This is a genomic window from Oceaniglobus indicus, from assembly GCF_002751875.1.
Taxonomy (GTDB): Bacteria; Pseudomonadota; Alphaproteobacteria; order Rhodobacterales; family Rhodobacteraceae; genus Oceaniglobus; species Oceaniglobus indicus.
In genome coordinates this window covers 26,156-40,497 of the sequence record NZ_NMZM01000001.1, presented here as the reverse complement: position 1 = coordinate 40,497, position 14,342 = coordinate 26,156, and the positions used below count along the sequence as shown (strand labels likewise).

Below are 14,342 nucleotides of genomic sequence, written 5' to 3'. Positions count from 1 at the left end.
CCGCCAGATGTTGTGCTAGAATCATCGCACGACTTGTCCACAGAAACATACAAGTTGCGGTGGGCGCGGCACGGGTTCTAAGACGCTTGGGATCAACAGGGATCGCCCGGACCGAAGGGCGACCACACTCAGCAGGGGCAGCAGCATGAACGAGATTGCAACAATTCGCGGCGGTGACATGCAGGGCACGAACGAGGCGATGGCCGATCTTCTGCCCCACAACGTCGAGGCCGAACAGCAGTTGCTGGGCGCGATCCTGACCAATAACGACGTCTTCGATCGCGTCGCCTCGGTGATCAACGAAAGCCACTTCTACGACCCGGTTCACGCCCGCATCTACGAGATCGCGGCCAGCCGGATCGCGAAGAACGCCCTGGCATCCCCCGTCACCCTGAAAGCGTTCATGGAGGACGAGCCGGGCCTGAAGGAACTGGGCGGTGCCGCCTATCTGATGCGTCTGGCGGGCGCTGCGATTTCCAGCTTTGCGGCGCGCGATTACGCGCAGATGATCCACGATCTGGCGGTGCGGCGCGAATTGATCAGCCTCGGCCGGGACATTGCCGCCAAGGCGGCCAAGGTCGATGTCGAGAGCGAGCCGAAAGAGCAGATCGTCGAGGCCGAACAGCGGCTTTACAAGCTGGGCGAGGCCGGGCAATCGAACCAGGGGTTCCAGTCGTTCCTGCGCGCCGTGACCGATGCCGTGAACGTGGCCAATGCCGCCTATCAGCGCGAGGGCGGGTTGTCGGGCGTGTCCACCGGCCTTGTCGATCTGGACAAGAAGCTGGGCGGGTTGCACAAGTCCGACCTTCTGATCCTGGCCGGGCGTCCGTCGATGGGCAAGACGTCGCTGGCGACGAACATCGCCTTCAACATCGCCAAGGCCTACAAGAAGGGGCGATTGGCGGACGGCACCGAAGGGGCCGTGGATGGCGGCGTTGTCGGGTTCTACAGCCTCGAGATGAGCGCCGAGCAGTTGGCCGCGCGGATCCTGTCGGAAGCGTCCGAGGTGCCCAGCGAACAGATCCGCCGCGGCGACATGAACGAGACCGAGTTTCGCCGGTTCGTGCAGGCGGCCAAGGACCTGGAGGCCTGTCCGCTGTTCATCGACGACACGCCCGCCCTGCCCATTGCGCAGCTCGCGGCGCGCGCGCGGCGGCTGAAACGCACCCATGGGCTGGACGCGCTGTTCGTCGACTACCTGCAACTGGTGCGTGGCACGGGGCGGTCCGAAAACCGGGTGAACGAGATTTCCGAGATCACCATGGGCCTGAAGGCCATCGCCAAGGAATTGCAGATTCCCGTCGTCGCGCTGTCGCAGTTGTCGCGTCAGGTGGAAAACCGCGAGGACAAGCGGCCGCAACTGTCCGACCTGCGCGAATCCGGCTCGATCGAGCAGGACGCCGACGTGGTGATGTTCGTCTTCCGCGAGGAATACTACAAGGAACGCGAAAAGCCGGGCGACAACGAGCTGGACAAGATCGCCGCCTGGCAGGACGAGATGGAGCGTCTGCACGGTAAGGCCGAGGTCGTCATCGGCAAGCAGCGTCACGGCCCCATCGGGACGGTGGACCTGTCGTTCGAGGGGCGGTTCACCCGGTTCGGCAACCTTGTGAAACCTTGGCAGCAGGGTGGCGACGCCGAATTCTGAATGGGACTCACCGGGGTCAACCATGTCACCCTTTGCGTCGCCGATCTGGACCGCGCGCTGGCGTTCTATCGCGATGTTCTGGGTGGGGTGCCGCGTGCGATCTGGCCGCGTGGGGCCTATCTGGAACTGGGCGCGTTGTGGCTGTGTCTGGAACTCTCGGACAATGTGACGCCGCGGCGTGACGACAGCCATGTCGCGCTGTCCGCGACACCCGGCGATTTCGCGGCCATGGCGGCCCGGATCAGCGCCCATGCCCGGATCTGGAAAGACAACCGCAGCGCGGGCGCGTCGGTTTACTTTGTCGATCCCGATGGCCATAAACTTGAACTTCACGACGGCGATCTGGCTTCCCGCCTGGCGCAATACCGCGCTCAGGGACGCGCCGACATGATCCTGTTGCCCTGACATTTGCGGACGCACCCATGCAGATCGAATTCGTCAACCATGCCTCTGTCCTGATCACCGAGGGTGACACCGGATTGCTGAGCGATCCTTGGTATTTCGGACCCGCCTTTCACAAGGGGTGGTCATTGCTGGTGGAAACGCCGCCCGAACGGATCGAGGCGGTTCTGGCGCGCACCACGCATATCTGGATGTCGCACGAGCATCCCGACCACTTCTCGGTGCCGTTCTTCAAGACATACGGCAACGTGCTGCGCGAGCGCGATATTCCGGTGTTGTTCCAGAAGATCGACGACCGGCGTGTGGTGAATTTCATGACGGCCGAGGGGATCCGGGTCGAGGAGCTGGAGTTCCGGAAATCGCATCGGGTGTCCGGCGACATGAGTGTGATCTGCCTCAAGGATGAATTCTACGATTCGGCGCTGTCGGTGCGGGCCGGCAACACACATATCCTGAACCTCAACGACTGCGCGGTCGGAACCGAGGAGCGGGCGAAGGAAATCCGTTCGGCCGTCGGCACTTGCGACGTGTTGTTGACACAGTTTTCCTATGCCGCCTGGAAGGGCGGCCCCGAGAATGTGGCGTGGCGTCAGGAAGCCGCGCGCCAGAAGATCGGCAACGTCGAGGTCCAGACCGAGGTGTTGCGCCCGCGCGTCACAATCCCCTTTGCCAGCTTCGTGCGGTTTTCCAATGCCCGGAACACCTATCTGAACGACGCTGCCAACACGCCGCGCACCGTGGTCGAGCATTTCGAGGATCACGACACCGAGATCGTCGTGATGCAACCGGGCGACGTGTTCGACGGCACGCCCGATCCGGTGAAAACCGGTGCTGCGCTGACCTTCTGGGACCGGGTTTATGTCGCGGTGCCCGATCAGCCGGTGCAGCATTTCGACACGAAATCGCCGGCCGAACTGAACGCTGCCTTCGCGACCTATATCGCCCGCGTTCACGCCAGGAACAACGCCACGATGATGCGGGTGTTTCAGCGGGTCAGCCCGGTGAAGGTGTTTCAGCCGGTGATCATCCACCTCGACGATCTCGACCGGACGTACCGTGTGGACGTCGCGCGCGGCGCCTTCGACGAAACCGATGCGGTGCCCGATCTGTCGATGCACTCGGAATCGCTCTGGTTCCTGTTCTCGAATTCCTTCGGCTTCGATACCCTGACCGTCAACGGCTGCCTCGAAGAAAAGGCCCCCGGCGGATTTGCCAAGGCGGCCAAGTCGATTTCGATCGAAAACCTCAACAACCTCGGGATCGCCTTCGGTCCGGGGTTGGTGTTTCACGGCAAGATCATCGCGATCTTCCTTGAACGATTGGTCGCGGTGTCGAAACGGTTGCGCCGGGCCGAGTGAGCCGGCGATCGGGCAGGAACCGGATAGCGCCAAATCTTCCCCCTTGCCCCGGCCCGCGGGCTTGGTCACAAAGTGGCATGGGAACCGCAACACTTCACATCGATCTCGACGCGCTGACCGCCAACTGGCGGGCGCTTGATGCCAAATCCGGCCCCGGGGTGGAAACCGCCGCCGTGGTCAAGGCCGACGGTTACGGGCTGGGCGCGGGCCGTGTTGCGCGGGCGCTGTGGCGCACCGGCGCGCGCCGGTTCTTCGTTGCCGTCGCCGAAGAAGGGGCCGCCCTGCGCGAAGCCCTGGGCCCCGACCCCGAAATCTGCGTCTTTTCAGGCCACATGGCGGCCGATGCAGACATGATCGAAGACCTGTCCCTGACGCCGATGCTGAATTCCATCGAACAGATGACCCGCCATTTCGAGGCGTTGCCCGGCCATCCGTTCGGCGTGCAACTGGATACCGGCATGAACCGCCTGGGGCTGGAACCCGCCGAATGGGCAGCCGCACAGGCCATCGCCATGGCCCAGAATCCGGTTCTGCTGATCAGCCATCTGGCCTGTGCCGACACGCCCGCCGATCCGATGAACGCCGCGCAACTGGCGGCCTTTCACGCCATGACCGACGGTCTTGACGTGCCACGCTCGCTGGCTGCGACGGGGGGCATCCTGCTGGGCCCCGACTATCACTTCGACGTCACGCGGCCGGGCATCGGGCTTTATGGCGGTCTGCCGTTCGACGAGGCCGCGCCGGTTGTGCGCCTGTCGCTGCCCGTCGTCCAGGTGCGGGCGTTGGAAACCGGCGAAACGGCCGGTTACGGCGGCGCCTGGACCGCCGAGGAACCATCGCTGATCGCGACGCTGTCCGGCGGATATGCGGACGGTCTGATCCGTGCCATGGGACAACGTGCCGTTCTGTTTGCCGGCGATACGCCCTGTCCGCTGGCCGGTCGCGTCTCGATGGATCTGCTGACCGTCGACATCACCCACCTGCCCGAGGTGCCGACCCACCTTGATATCCTGTGCGACGCGCAATCGGTTGACGACCTGGCCGAGGCTGCCGGCACCATCGGGTATGAGATCCTGACGTCGCTCGGCCCACGCTATGGCCGGCGTTATGCCGATAGTGGCGGCGGCTGAGCCATATCTTTGCGGATACGGAAACAGTCGGCGCACCGCCCGGCAACTGTCGCCAAGAAGTCGGCTTAACGTCCTGTAACTTATCGCTATACTTGGTCTGATGCGGCCGCCGGATTGATCGCGCGGCCACGTCCGGATCGGGGGGATTGCATGGACAAGCTGAACGCGCCGCCCGTGCCGGGTGTCGGCGCAATGGCCCAGGCCGTGGCGCTGGCCGGTGTCGCCGCACTCGCCGGGCTGAGCGGTGGGTTGACCGCGCTGTCGGCGCTGGGGCTTGCGCCCTGGCTGGAAATCGACGCGCGCTATGGCGGTTTCGCGCTGCCGTGGGCGGGGATGGCGCTTCAGATCGGGTTCACGGTGTTATGTATCGGGCTGTGTTTCTTCCTGCCCGCCAGCCGCCGCATCTTGCAGCTTGAGCGGTCGCACCGGGATTTCCACATCGGCATGGACGACGTCGCCCGCGCCTATCGCGCCAGCCACGCCGCCGACCGCAAGGGATTGTTTCGCGCATCGTCCGAGTTCGATTCGGTGCGCGAACGCATTCTGCATCTGCGCGCCCATCCCGACCTCGGCGCGCTGGAACCCGGCGTGCTGGAAGTCGCCGCGCAGATGAGCCACGAGTCGCGCGACCTGGCCGCCGTCTATTCCGACGAAAAGATCGAGCGCGCCAAGACATTCCTGCGCCAGCGCCAGGAAGAGGCACAGCGCATGTCCGACACCATCGCCATGGCGCGCAAGACCTGTGATCAACTGAAGCACTGGCTTCTCGAGGTGCAGACCGAAGAGGCGCTGGTAAAGCGCCACCTGTCGCGGCTCGAGGCCGATCTGCTGGACCTGCTGCCGCAACTGGGGTTCGAGACCACCATCGAGACCGAAAAGCCCCGTGGCGACACGGTGATTCCGATGAACCGCCGCGTCGGCGATCACCCCCCACGCACGCTGCAAGGCCCGCCCGCCCCCTAAGGGCGCGCGCCTCGGAACGCCCTGTTACAAAAACCGGGCGCCGTGGGTCACAAACTTGCCCGCGCGCGGTCCGCGACATGTGGAACGTTCCGAACAGCCGCGCTATAGAAGGCCGACCATCCCGATTTGACGAAGGACATCCGATGCCTGCCTACCGTTCCCGCACCACCACCCACGGTCGCAACATGGCAGGGGCGCGCGGCCTCTGGCGCGCGACCGGCATGAAGGACGGCGACTTCGGCAAGCCGATCATCGCCATCGTCAACAGCTTTACCCAGTTCGTGCCGGGCCATGTCCACCTCAAGGATCTGGGCCAGCTTGTCGCGCGCGAGGTCGAGGCAGCGGGCGGAGTCGCCAAGGAATTCAACACCATCGCGGTGGATGACGGAATCGCCATGGGCCATGACGGGATGCTGTATTCCCTGCCCTCGCGCGAAATCATCGCGGATTCGGTGGAATACATGGTCAACGCGCATTGCGCCGACGCCATGGTCTGCATCAGCAACTGCGACAAGATCACGCCGGGGATGCTGAACGCGGCGATGCGGCTGAACATTCCGGTGGTGTTCGTCTCGGGCGGCCCGATGGAAGCGGGCAAGGTCGTGCTGGAAAACGGCGTGGAAAAGGCGGTCGATCTGGTGGATGCCATGGTGGCCGCCGCCGACGACAGCGTTTCGGACGCCGACGTCATGGCGATCGAACAGAACGCCTGTCCGACCTGCGGATCGTGCAGCGGCATGTTCACCGCCAATTCGATGAACTGCCTGACCGAGGCGTTGGGCCTGTCCCTGCCCGGCAACGGATCGGTCCTTGCCACCCACGAGGATCGCAAGCGGCTGTTCGTGGAAGCCGGCCACCTGATCGTCGACCTGGCGAAACGCTATTACGAAGGCAATGACGCAAGCGTGCTGCCGCGCAACATCGCCACCCTGGCCGGGTTCGAGAATGCCATGACCCTGGACATTGCCATGGGGGGGTCGACGAACACCGTGCTGCACCTGCTGGCCGCCGCCCACGAGGGCGAGGTCGATTTCACCATGTCCGACATCGACCGCCTGTCGCGCCGCGTGCCGGTGTTGTGCAAGGTCGCCCCGGCCAAGGACGACGTGCACATGGAAGACGTCCACCGCGCCGGCGGCATCATGGCGATCCTGGGCGAACTGGACCGCGCCGGATTGCTGGACACCACGGTCGGCTCGATCCATTCGGCGAACCTGAAGGCCGCACTGGAACGTTGGGACGTGGCGCAAACGACCGCCAATTCCGTGCACGAATTCTATGCCGCGGCACCGGGCGGCGTGCCAACGCAAACCGCGTTTTCCCAGAACCGTCGCTATGAATCGGTCGATCTTGACCGCGACAACGGCGTGATCCGCAACGCGGACCATGCATTTTCCACCGATGGCGGTCTGGCCGTCCTCTATGGCAACCTGGCCGAGGACGGATGCATCGTGAAGACCGCAGGTGTCGACGATTCGATCCTGAAGTTCACCGGCCCCGCGCGGATCTTCGAATCCCAGGATGACGCGGTATCGGCGATCCTGACCGGCAAGATCGCGCCGGGCGACGTCGTGCTGATCCGGTATGAAGGGCCGCGCGGCGGGCCGGGAATGCAGGAGATGCTGTATCCCACCAGCTATCTGAAATCCAAGGGGCTGGGGAAGGATTGCGCCCTCGTCACCGATGGCCGGTTCTCGGGCGGCTCGTCGGGCCTGTCGATCGGCCACGTCTCGCCCGAGGCCGCCGAAGGGGGCACAATCGGCCTGGTCGAAAACGGCGATTCCATCGTCATCGATATCCCGAACCGGGTGATCAAGCTGGACGTGGACGATGCAACCTTGGCCGAACGCCGTGCGGCGCGCGACGAAAAGGGCTGGCAGCCCGACAAGCCGCGCAAACGCAAGATCACCGGCGCCTTGCGCGCCTATGCGGCGCTGACCACCAGTGCCGCGAAAGGCGCCGTGCGCAACATCTGACGCCCCGTCCCACGACGGCCCGCGCCCGAAACCGCTCTGCCCCGCACCGCCGGGCGCGGGCGGAGCGGGCCGTCGAACCGCCACCGCCAGCCTTTGGTGCGGCAAAAGTCCGGGAACCGTTGCGCCGCCGACGGGTTGAACGGCATGGACACACACACCGACACGACATCTGATCACGACTTCGGCTGGGCCGTCGTCATCATGCGGGCCGGCTATCTGGGCCGCGCTTTGGTCTATCTGGCGGTTGCCGGCATATCGCTTTGGGCGATTGCGACGGGCGGACAGGCGTCGGGAACGTCGGACGCGTTGTCACGATTGGAAGACATCGGCGGCATCCCCGCCTTGGTCGCCATCGCGTTGGGCATGCTCAGCTATGCGATCTGGCGACTGGTCGATGCCCTGTACGACCTCGAAGATTACGGCAGCGATGGCGAAGGCATCATCGCACGTCTCGGCATGCTGGTGACCGGCATCATTCACCTTGCAATCGGGTTCATCGCTGCCGGTCTGATCTTCAACACCGGCAGCGGCGGCGGCTCGTCGATCTCGAAGGTCGTATCGAACATAATGGACCTTCCTGGCGGGCGCTGGATCGTCGGTGTGATCGGCCTGATTATCGTCGCCTCGGGTATCTATTACATCCACAAAGGGTGGACCCGCAGCTATCGCAAGCATTTGCGCGCCAATACGGTGACGCGGAACGCGGCGCCGGTGCTGACCGCCGGGGTAATCGCCCAAGGCGTCATCGTGGGCGGTATCGGCGGTCTGTTCGTGCTGGCCGCCGTGCGCCGGTCGCCCGGTGAAGCGGGCGGCATGGGCAAGATGTTCAACTGGGCCTATTCCACGCCCTTCGGCGCCACGGTCGTAATCGCCATCTGTATCGGCCTGCTGGGGTTTGCATTGTTCTGCGTCGTCAATGCGATCTGGCGCATCGTGCCCAAGGCCGATGACAGCGAAGAGCTTCAGACATTGTCGGCGGCGCTGGACAAACACACGCCGGACAACCCGATGTGATCACCCGCCCCAGATGACCTTGACGTAATTCATCGTCTCGCGATACGGCGGCACACCGCCGTATTTGGTCACCGCACCCGGCCCGGCGTTATAGGCGGCCAAGGCCAGTTGCCACGTCTTGAAGGCGTTGAACTGCCGGCGCAGGTAACGCGCGCCCCCTTCCAGATTTTCGCGCGGATCGTGCGGGTTCACGCCCAGACGTTTTGCCGTGCCAGGCATCAACTGGGCCAGACCGATGGCGCCCTTGTGTGACAGCGCGTTGGAATTCCATCCCGATTCCTGTTGCACCAGGCGCAGGAACAATTCCTCGGGGACGTTATGCTTGCGGGCCGCGGCGCGCGCCATCGACAGGTATGGCCCGTTGTATTTGCCGGTATAGCGGGCCGTGCCACCGGTGATCTCACGCTTGGGGATCTTCACCGCGTCGGGACGCAGCCGGGACGAGTGGCCGTATTGCTTGGAGGCACGGTTGTCCAGAACGCTGGTCTGGCTCTGGAACAACGCCAGGCGGCTTTTCGTCGAGACCCGCGTTTCGGACCACGCCGGCCCGCACACCATCACCCCTGCCATGATGGCAAGCATCGCTTTCACCTGCATCGTCATCCCACTCCGACTTCGTTTCGGTGCCCACGTTTCGCTGGCACTATACCGATTTCGGGTGACGACGAAACCCTCGGCTTGGAACCGCTTATCCGTTGTGCTTTTCGCTCGCCCTGCGCTAACACCGGGGACAAACCGGGAATCGAAAGGACGCGGCACCATGGCGGGATCTGTCAACAAGGTCATACTGATCGGAAATCTGGGACGTGACCCCGAAGTGCGGACGTTCCAGAACGGCGGCAAGGTGTGCAACCTGCGCATCGCCACGTCGGAAACCTGGAAGGACAAGAACACGGGCGAACGGCGCGAGAAGACCGAATGGCATTCCGTCGCGATCTTTCAAGAGGGGCTCGTGCGCATCGCCGAGCAATACCTCAAGAAAGGCTCGAAGGTCTATATCGAGGGCAAGTTGCAGACCCGCAAATGGCAGGACCAGTCGGGCCAGGACAGGTATTCGACCGAAGTCGTGCTGCAAGGGTTTGACGGCGTGATGACCATGCTGGACGGTCGCGATGGCGGCGGTGGCAGCGGCGGCGATCGCGGCTATCCCGACGACCGCGATGGCGGCGGTTACGGCGGCGGCGGTGGTGGCGGATCGTCCCGTGGAGGCGGTGGCTATGGTGGCGGGTCGAACAACGACATGGACGACGAAATCCCGTTCTGACGGTTTTTCGAGCGCGCCGGACGCTACAAGCACCCGCCCCGCAAGGGCGGGTGCTTTGCGTTTCACCTCATCGATTCGGTGGCGTCAGTGCCCGGCCAGCGCATCGTTCAGAACGCCGATGACAACCTCGCGCGGCACATCGGCGGTGACGAACGCATCGCCGATTCCGCGCGCAAGGATGAACCGCAGCGTGCCGGCGACCACCTTCTTGTCCTGCCCCATCAGATCGAACAGCGCTTCGGCGTCGGGCAAATCGCCGTCGATGTCGCGGAGGTCGGCCTTCATGCCCATGTCGGTCAGGTGGGCGCGCACGCGGCCCGGTTCTTCCTGCGGGCACAGACCCAGACGCGCCGATGTCTCGAACGCCAGGGCGCAGCCGATGGCCACGCCTTCGCCATGCAACAGTCGCTGTGAATACCCGGTCGCCGCCTCAAGCGCGTGACCGAACGTGTGGCCCAGGTTCAGCAGCGCGCGATCGCCTTGCTCGGTTTCATCGCGCGCCACGAGATCGGCTTTCATCTGCACCGAGCGGCGGACGGCTTCGGCGCGCAGTGCCGCGTCTCCGGCCGCCAGAGCCGGGCCGTTGGCTTCAAGCCATGCAAAGAACGCCGCATCGCCCAGCATCCCGTATTTCACCACCTCGCCGTAACCCGACAGGAACTCGCGCCTCGACAGGGTGTCGAGTGCACCGATGTCGGCCAGCACCAGCGACGGCTGATGGAACGCACCGATCAGGTTCTTGCCCTGGGGCGCGTTGATTCCCGTCTTGCCGCCGACGGAACTGTCGACCTGCGCCAGAAGCGATGTCGGGATCTGCACGAACCGCACGCCCCGGCGCAGCACGGCGGCGGCGAAACCGGCAAGATCGCCGATAACCCCGCCCCCCAGCGCGATCACCAGATCGCCGCGCTCGATCCGTTCCGACAGCAGCCATTCGACGGTCCGGCTGAATTGCGGCCACCCCTTGGTCTGTTCACCGGCCGGCAGGGTCAGCGCGCTCACCGCAATGCCAGCCCCCTCAAGCCCCGCGCGCAGGATGTCCAGATGGGCGGCGGCCACGTTTTCGTCGGTCACCACGGCCACGCGCGGGCGCGCCAGAAGCGGGTTCAGATGCGCAGCCGCACCTGCGATCAGGCCCTGCCCGATCCGCACATCATACGAGCGCGCACCAAGATCCACACGCACCTGGGCCAGATCGGACATGGTCATTTCCTTTTCAAGACATCGGGACGGGTCAGCAGCGCCTCGATCACGCGCCCGACCATGTCGTCGATCGACAGGCCCGGCCGGCTTTCGACCGTCAGCGCGGCCGCGCTGTAGGCGGGTTCGCGTTGCGCCGCCAGGTCCGACAGGGTGGCGAAGGGATCGGGCGTGCGCAACAGCGGCCGAGTGTCCTTGTGGCGCACCCGCGACCAGAGAAGTTGCAGATCGGCCTTCAGCCAGACGGCGATGCCCGCCGCCGCGATCCGCTCGCGGTTGGTGGCCGACAGGAAGGCGCCGCCGCCGGTCGACAGGATTCCCGGTTCGCCGTTCAGCAGGCGTTCGATCACCTGGGTTTCGCGATCCCTGAAGAACGCCTCGCCGTCGCGGGCGAAAATCTCGGCGATGGTGCTGTTGGCGGCCTGCTCCAGCGCATGATCCGAATCGCGGAACGCCACGCCAAGGCGCCGCGCCAATGCCGTGCCCACCGCCGTCTTGCCCGCCCCCATCATACCCACCAGGACGACCGTCTTCTTCAACTGGTATGGCACTCTGGCGGTGTCCTGCTTGTTCGTTCGATTGATGCCTTGAATGGCGTGATCTTTAGGAAAATACCATATATAAATCCCGCAAAGGGGCATCAGATCCCGGTGGCAGGACACCCGTGAAGGGGGATTTATGGGCCGAATATTGAAATTGCTGGTTTTTCTCGCCGTTGTCGGTTTCGCGGCGCTGAGCGGTTACGCCTATCTGGGCGATCTTGGTCCTGAACAGGGCGAAGTCGTCGTGCCGGTCACCCTGAATGCGGACTAGGACTTGGATTGCCGGTGTTGCCGGCCTTGCGTTGGCCTGGCCCGGTGCCGTCGCGGCGCAAGGTCCGTTGTCGGCGATCGACTGGCTGTCGGACAGCGTGATCCTGCCGGCGCCCGTGGCCATGCCCCGACGGGTTGCGCCACCGCGTGCCGACGACATCGTCGACTCGGCGCTTCCCGAAACGGTCACCGTCACGCCGCTGGGCGCGCCGTCGCCCGATACGGTGGGCCTGCTTCCCGCACGTCGGCTGGGTCTGCCGCCGGATCTGTGGGGTGCGTCGCCATCGGCCGTGATCGCACAGAAGATCGCCACTGCGCGCACGCCCGATCTGCCCGCCATGCGCGATCTTCTGAAGAACATCCTGATCGCCGAACTGGACCCGCCGATCGATTCGGGGGACGACCGGACGCTGTTCCTTGCGCGCATCGACCGGCTGCTGTCGCTTGGCGCACTTGGGCCGGCGGCGCGGATGCTGGATCGTGCCGGCCGCACCGAGCCCGCATATTTCCGCCGCTGGTTCGATATCGCGCTTTTGACCGGCACCGAGGATGTCGCCTGTGCCCGTATGCGCGCCCTGCCCCAGATCTCGCCCACCTATGCCGCGCGGATCTTCTGTCTTGCCCGCACCGGCGATTGGCAGGCGGCCGCGCTGACCCTGGATACCGCCAAGGCGCTGGGCCTTGTGGACACCGCCGAAGATCACCTGATCGCGCGCTTCCTGTCCGCCGAACTGTCGGAAGAACCCGCGACCCTGCCGCCGATCCGGCTGCCCACGCCGTTGCAGTTCTCGATGTATTCCGCCATCGGCGAACCGATCGCCACCGCCAACCTGCCGCTGGCCTTTGCCCACGCCGACCTGCGCGAGACAACGGGATGGCGCGCCCGCATCGCCGCGGCCGAACGCCTGGCGCGCGATGGCGCCCTGGCCGCGAACGAGCTGTTCGAGGTTTACGGTGAACGTATGCCGGCGGCGTCGGGCGGTGTCTGGGACCGGGTCGCCGCGGTGCAAAGGTTTCAGGCCGCGCTGAACGACGGCGCAGCCGCGACCGTATCCGAAGCGCTGCCCGCCGCATGGGCGGCGGCAACCGACGTGGGGCTCGAGGTGCCGTTTGCCGAAGCCTTCGGCGACGCGCTGGCACCCCTGGCGCTGAGCGGTGCGGCCGACCGGCTGCGCCTGAAGATCGGCCTTCTGTCGCCGCGGGCCGAGGCCATTGCCCGCGCCCACGGCCCGACCAACGGCGAAGAGGCGTTTCAGGTCGCGCTGGCCACGGGCGACCTGGCCCAGGCCGAAGCCTATGATGCGGTATCGACCGCCTTGCGCGATGGCCTGCTGGGCGAACCGACCGGCGGCGACGACCTCAGCGCGCGCAAGGGCGAGGCGATGTTGCGGGCGATCGAGTTGTTCGGGATCGGCGCCGCGGGCAACCTTGACGAGTTGCAGCAGGCCGTCAGCCTGTTGAATGCGCTGGGCCAGGGCGACGTCGCACGCCGCGCCGGATTGCAGCTTCTGCTGCTGGATTTCGCGCCGTGAGGGTGCCCATGGAACGCCGGATCCAGACGTTTCTGGAAGCGCAGGCGGCCGAACTGGACGCCGCCGAGAATACGCGCATGGCCTATGCGCGTGACCTCAAGGGGTTTGCCGACTGGCTGGCGCAGCGGGATCTGGATTTCGATACGGCGACGCGGCCCGATATCGAAGCCTACATGATTGCCTGCGACGCCGAGGGGCTGGCGCAATCCACCCGCGCACGGCGGCTGTCGGCCATCCGTCAGCTGTATCGTTTCGCATTCGAGGAAGGCTGGCGTGCCGACAATCCCGCGATCCAGATCAAGGGGCCGGGACGCGCGAAGCGGCTTCCCAGGACGCTGACCATCGAAGAAGTCGACCGCCTGATCGCCGCGACCCTGACCGCCGGGCGCAGCCCCGAAGACCGGACGCGCAATGCCTGCCTGATGGAAATTCTCTATGCCACCGGCTTGCGGGTCAGCGAACTGGTGTCGCTTCCCGTGGCCGCGGCGCGGGGCGACCCGCGGATGTTGCTGGTGCGCGGCAAGGGCGGCAAGGAACGCCTGGTGCCGCTGTCCGGCTCAGCCCGCGATGCCCTGGCGGCGTGGCTCGCTACACGCGACGCGCAACAGCAGGCGCGCGAGGACAACGGCCTGCCGGCATCGAAATACCTCTTTCCGTCAAGGGGCAAGCAGGGTTTCCTGACACGTCACAGGTTCTACACGCTGATCAAGGAACTGGCCCTGGAAGCGGGAATCGATCCGGGCAAGGTGACGCCCCACACCCTGCGCCACGCCTTTGCAACCCACCTTCTGGCAGGCGGCGCCGATCTGCGTTCGATCCAGACGTTGCTGGGCCATGTCGATGTCTCGACGACCGAAATCTATACCCATGTGCTTGACGAACGGCTGCGCGACCTGGTGCTGGAACATCACCCGCTGGCCCGCGCGGCGGAATGATCCGCGCCGTTGGGTGGCGCCGGGTCTATCGCAACTGACGCCGGATCGGCGATGCTGCCCCCCATGGGCGCGGTGCCCTTGAAAGCGACCGGTCCGACGCCCATAAGA

General features: G+C 65.1%; 14 protein-coding genes. 11 read left to right on the top strand and 3 right to left on the bottom strand.

What is annotated here, in order from left to right:
• Positions 1 to 145: 145 nt before the first annotated feature.
• The 7 genes from CFP68_RS00195 (at position 146) to CFP68_RS00165 (ending at position 8,491) form a co-directional block, all read left to right on the top strand.
• The gene (locus CFP68_RS00195; RefSeq protein WP_099823224.1) at positions 146 to 1,648 is read left to right on the top strand and encodes a replicative DNA helicase; all 1,503 of its coding nucleotides are present in this window, start codon (positions 146 to 148) and stop codon (positions 1,646 to 1,648) included.
• On the top strand, positions 1,649 to 2,053 hold the full coding sequence (locus tag CFP68_RS00190; RefSeq protein ID WP_099823221.1) for a VOC family protein: 405 nt from the start codon (positions 1,649 to 1,651) through the stop codon (positions 2,051 to 2,053).
• 17 nt (positions 2,054 to 2,070) lie between these two features.
• Entirely contained in the window at positions 2,071 to 3,408 is a 1,338-nt protein-coding gene (locus CFP68_RS00185) for an MBL fold metallo-hydrolase (protein ID WP_099823218.1), read from the top strand.
• 77 nt (positions 3,409 to 3,485) lie between these two features.
• Positions 3,486 to 4,538, top strand: a complete 1,053-nt coding sequence (gene alr, locus CFP68_RS00180) for an alanine racemase (protein ID WP_099823216.1) — start codon at positions 3,486 to 3,488, stop codon at positions 4,536 to 4,538.
• Positions 4,539 to 4,688: 150 nt separating this feature from the next.
• Positions 4,689 to 5,501 carry a DNA repair protein gene (locus CFP68_RS00175; protein WP_193825195.1) on the top strand — a complete coding sequence of 271 codons (813 nt, stop codon included), beginning with the start codon at positions 4,689 to 4,691 and terminating at the stop codon, positions 5,499 to 5,501.
• 143 nt (positions 5,502 to 5,644) lie between these two features.
• Positions 5,645 to 7,477: a dihydroxy-acid dehydratase gene (ilvD, locus tag CFP68_RS00170; RefSeq protein ID WP_099823214.1), complete on the top strand. Its 1,833-nt coding sequence runs from the start codon at positions 5,645 to 5,647 to the stop codon at positions 7,475 to 7,477.
• Between the two features lie 144 nt (positions 7,478 to 7,621).
• Complete coding sequence (locus CFP68_RS00165; protein WP_099823212.1) at positions 7,622 to 8,491, top strand: DUF1206 domain-containing protein; 870 nt, start codon at positions 7,622 to 7,624, stop codon at positions 8,489 to 8,491.
• On the opposite strand, the gene CFP68_RS00160 is transcribed toward CFP68_RS00165, so the two are convergent.
• Positions 8,492 to 9,073 (bottom strand): lytic transglycosylase domain-containing protein, encoded by a 582-nt coding sequence (locus CFP68_RS00160; protein WP_099824115.1) that lies wholly within the window; start codon positions 9,071 to 9,073, stop codon positions 8,492 to 8,494.
• Positions 9,074 to 9,251: 178 nt separating this feature from the next.
• Here CFP68_RS00160 and ssb point away from each other — a divergent pair, with 178 nt between their 5' ends.
• Positions 9,252 to 9,755: a single-stranded DNA-binding protein gene (gene ssb, locus CFP68_RS00155; protein WP_099823210.1), complete on the top strand. Its 504-nt coding sequence runs from the start codon at positions 9,252 to 9,254 to the stop codon at positions 9,753 to 9,755.
• Between the two features lie 84 nt (positions 9,756 to 9,839).
• Here the strand turns inward: ssb and aroB are convergent, their stop codons facing one another.
• Together aroB and CFP68_RS00145 are read right to left on the bottom strand one after the other, a co-directional pair.
• Positions 9,840 to 10,958: a 3-dehydroquinate synthase gene (aroB, locus tag CFP68_RS00150; RefSeq protein ID WP_193825194.1), complete on the bottom strand. Its 1,119-nt coding sequence runs from the start codon at positions 10,956 to 10,958 to the stop codon at positions 9,840 to 9,842.
• A 2-nt stretch (positions 10,959 to 10,960) separates the two neighbouring features.
• Complete coding sequence (locus CFP68_RS00145; protein WP_099823208.1) at positions 10,961 to 11,596, bottom strand: shikimate kinase; 636 nt, start codon at positions 11,594 to 11,596, stop codon at positions 10,961 to 10,963.
• A 37-nt stretch (positions 11,597 to 11,633) separates the two neighbouring features.
• Here CFP68_RS00145 and CFP68_RS18555 point away from each other — a divergent pair, with 37 nt between their 5' ends.
• Genes CFP68_RS18555 through CFP68_RS00130 form a run of 3 tightly spaced genes read left to right on the top strand, consistent with a single transcriptional unit; the run spans position 11,634 to position 14,234 of the window.
• Positions 11,634 to 11,768: a hypothetical protein gene (locus CFP68_RS18555; RefSeq protein WP_099823206.1), complete on the top strand. Its 135-nt coding sequence runs from the start codon at positions 11,634 to 11,636 to the stop codon at positions 11,766 to 11,768.
• Entirely contained in the window at positions 11,758 to 13,299 is a 1,542-nt protein-coding gene (locus tag CFP68_RS00135) for a hypothetical protein (RefSeq protein ID WP_145953367.1), read from the top strand. Before CFP68_RS18555 ends, CFP68_RS00135 begins: the two co-directional genes overlap by 11 nt.
• An 8-nt stretch (positions 13,300 to 13,307) precedes the next feature.
• Positions 13,308 to 14,234: a site-specific tyrosine recombinase XerD gene (locus CFP68_RS00130; protein ID WP_099823201.1), complete on the top strand. Its 927-nt coding sequence runs from the start codon at positions 13,308 to 13,310 to the stop codon at positions 14,232 to 14,234.
• Positions 14,235 to 14,342 lie beyond the last annotated feature (108 nt).

Excerpts from the sequence above, each read along its gene's own strand:
- CFP68_RS00195 (WP_099823224.1), top strand. The coding sequence starts at position 146 with ATGAACGAGATTGCAACAATTCGCGGCGGTGACATGCAGGGCACGAAC.
- CFP68_RS00190 (WP_099823221.1), top strand. The coding sequence starts at position 1,649 with ATGGGACTCACCGGGGTCAACCATGTCACCCTTTGCGTCGCCGATCTG.
- CFP68_RS00185 (WP_099823218.1), top strand. The coding sequence starts at position 2,071 with ATGCAGATCGAATTCGTCAACCATGCCTCTGTCCTGATCACCGAGGGT.
- alr (WP_099823216.1), top strand. The coding sequence starts at position 3,486 with ATGGGAACCGCAACACTTCACATCGATCTCGACGCGCTGACCGCCAAC.
- CFP68_RS00175 (WP_193825195.1), top strand. The coding sequence starts at position 4,689 with ATGGACAAGCTGAACGCGCCGCCCGTGCCGGGTGTCGGCGCAATGGCC.
- ilvD (WP_099823214.1), top strand. The coding sequence starts at position 5,645 with ATGCCTGCCTACCGTTCCCGCACCACCACCCACGGTCGCAACATGGCA.
- CFP68_RS00165 (WP_099823212.1), top strand. The coding sequence starts at position 7,622 with ATGGACACACACACCGACACGACATCTGATCACGACTTCGGCTGGGCC.
- CFP68_RS00160 (WP_099824115.1), bottom strand. The coding sequence starts at position 9,073 with ATGCTTGCCATCATGGCAGGGGTGATGGTGTGCGGGCCGGCGTGGTCC.
- ssb (WP_099823210.1), top strand. The coding sequence starts at position 9,252 with ATGGCGGGATCTGTCAACAAGGTCATACTGATCGGAAATCTGGGACGT.
- aroB (WP_193825194.1), bottom strand. The coding sequence starts at position 10,958 with ATGTCCGATCTGGCCCAGGTGCGTGTGGATCTTGGTGCGCGCTCGTAT.
- CFP68_RS00145 (WP_099823208.1), bottom strand. The coding sequence starts at position 11,596 with ATGCCCCTTTGCGGGATTTATATATGGTATTTTCCTAAAGATCACGCC.
- CFP68_RS18555 (WP_099823206.1), top strand. The coding sequence starts at position 11,634 with ATGGGCCGAATATTGAAATTGCTGGTTTTTCTCGCCGTTGTCGGTTTC.
- CFP68_RS00135 (WP_145953367.1), top strand. The coding sequence starts at position 11,758 with ATGCGGACTAGGACTTGGATTGCCGGTGTTGCCGGCCTTGCGTTGGCC.
- CFP68_RS00130 (WP_099823201.1), top strand. The coding sequence starts at position 13,308 with ATGGAACGCCGGATCCAGACGTTTCTGGAAGCGCAGGCGGCCGAACTG.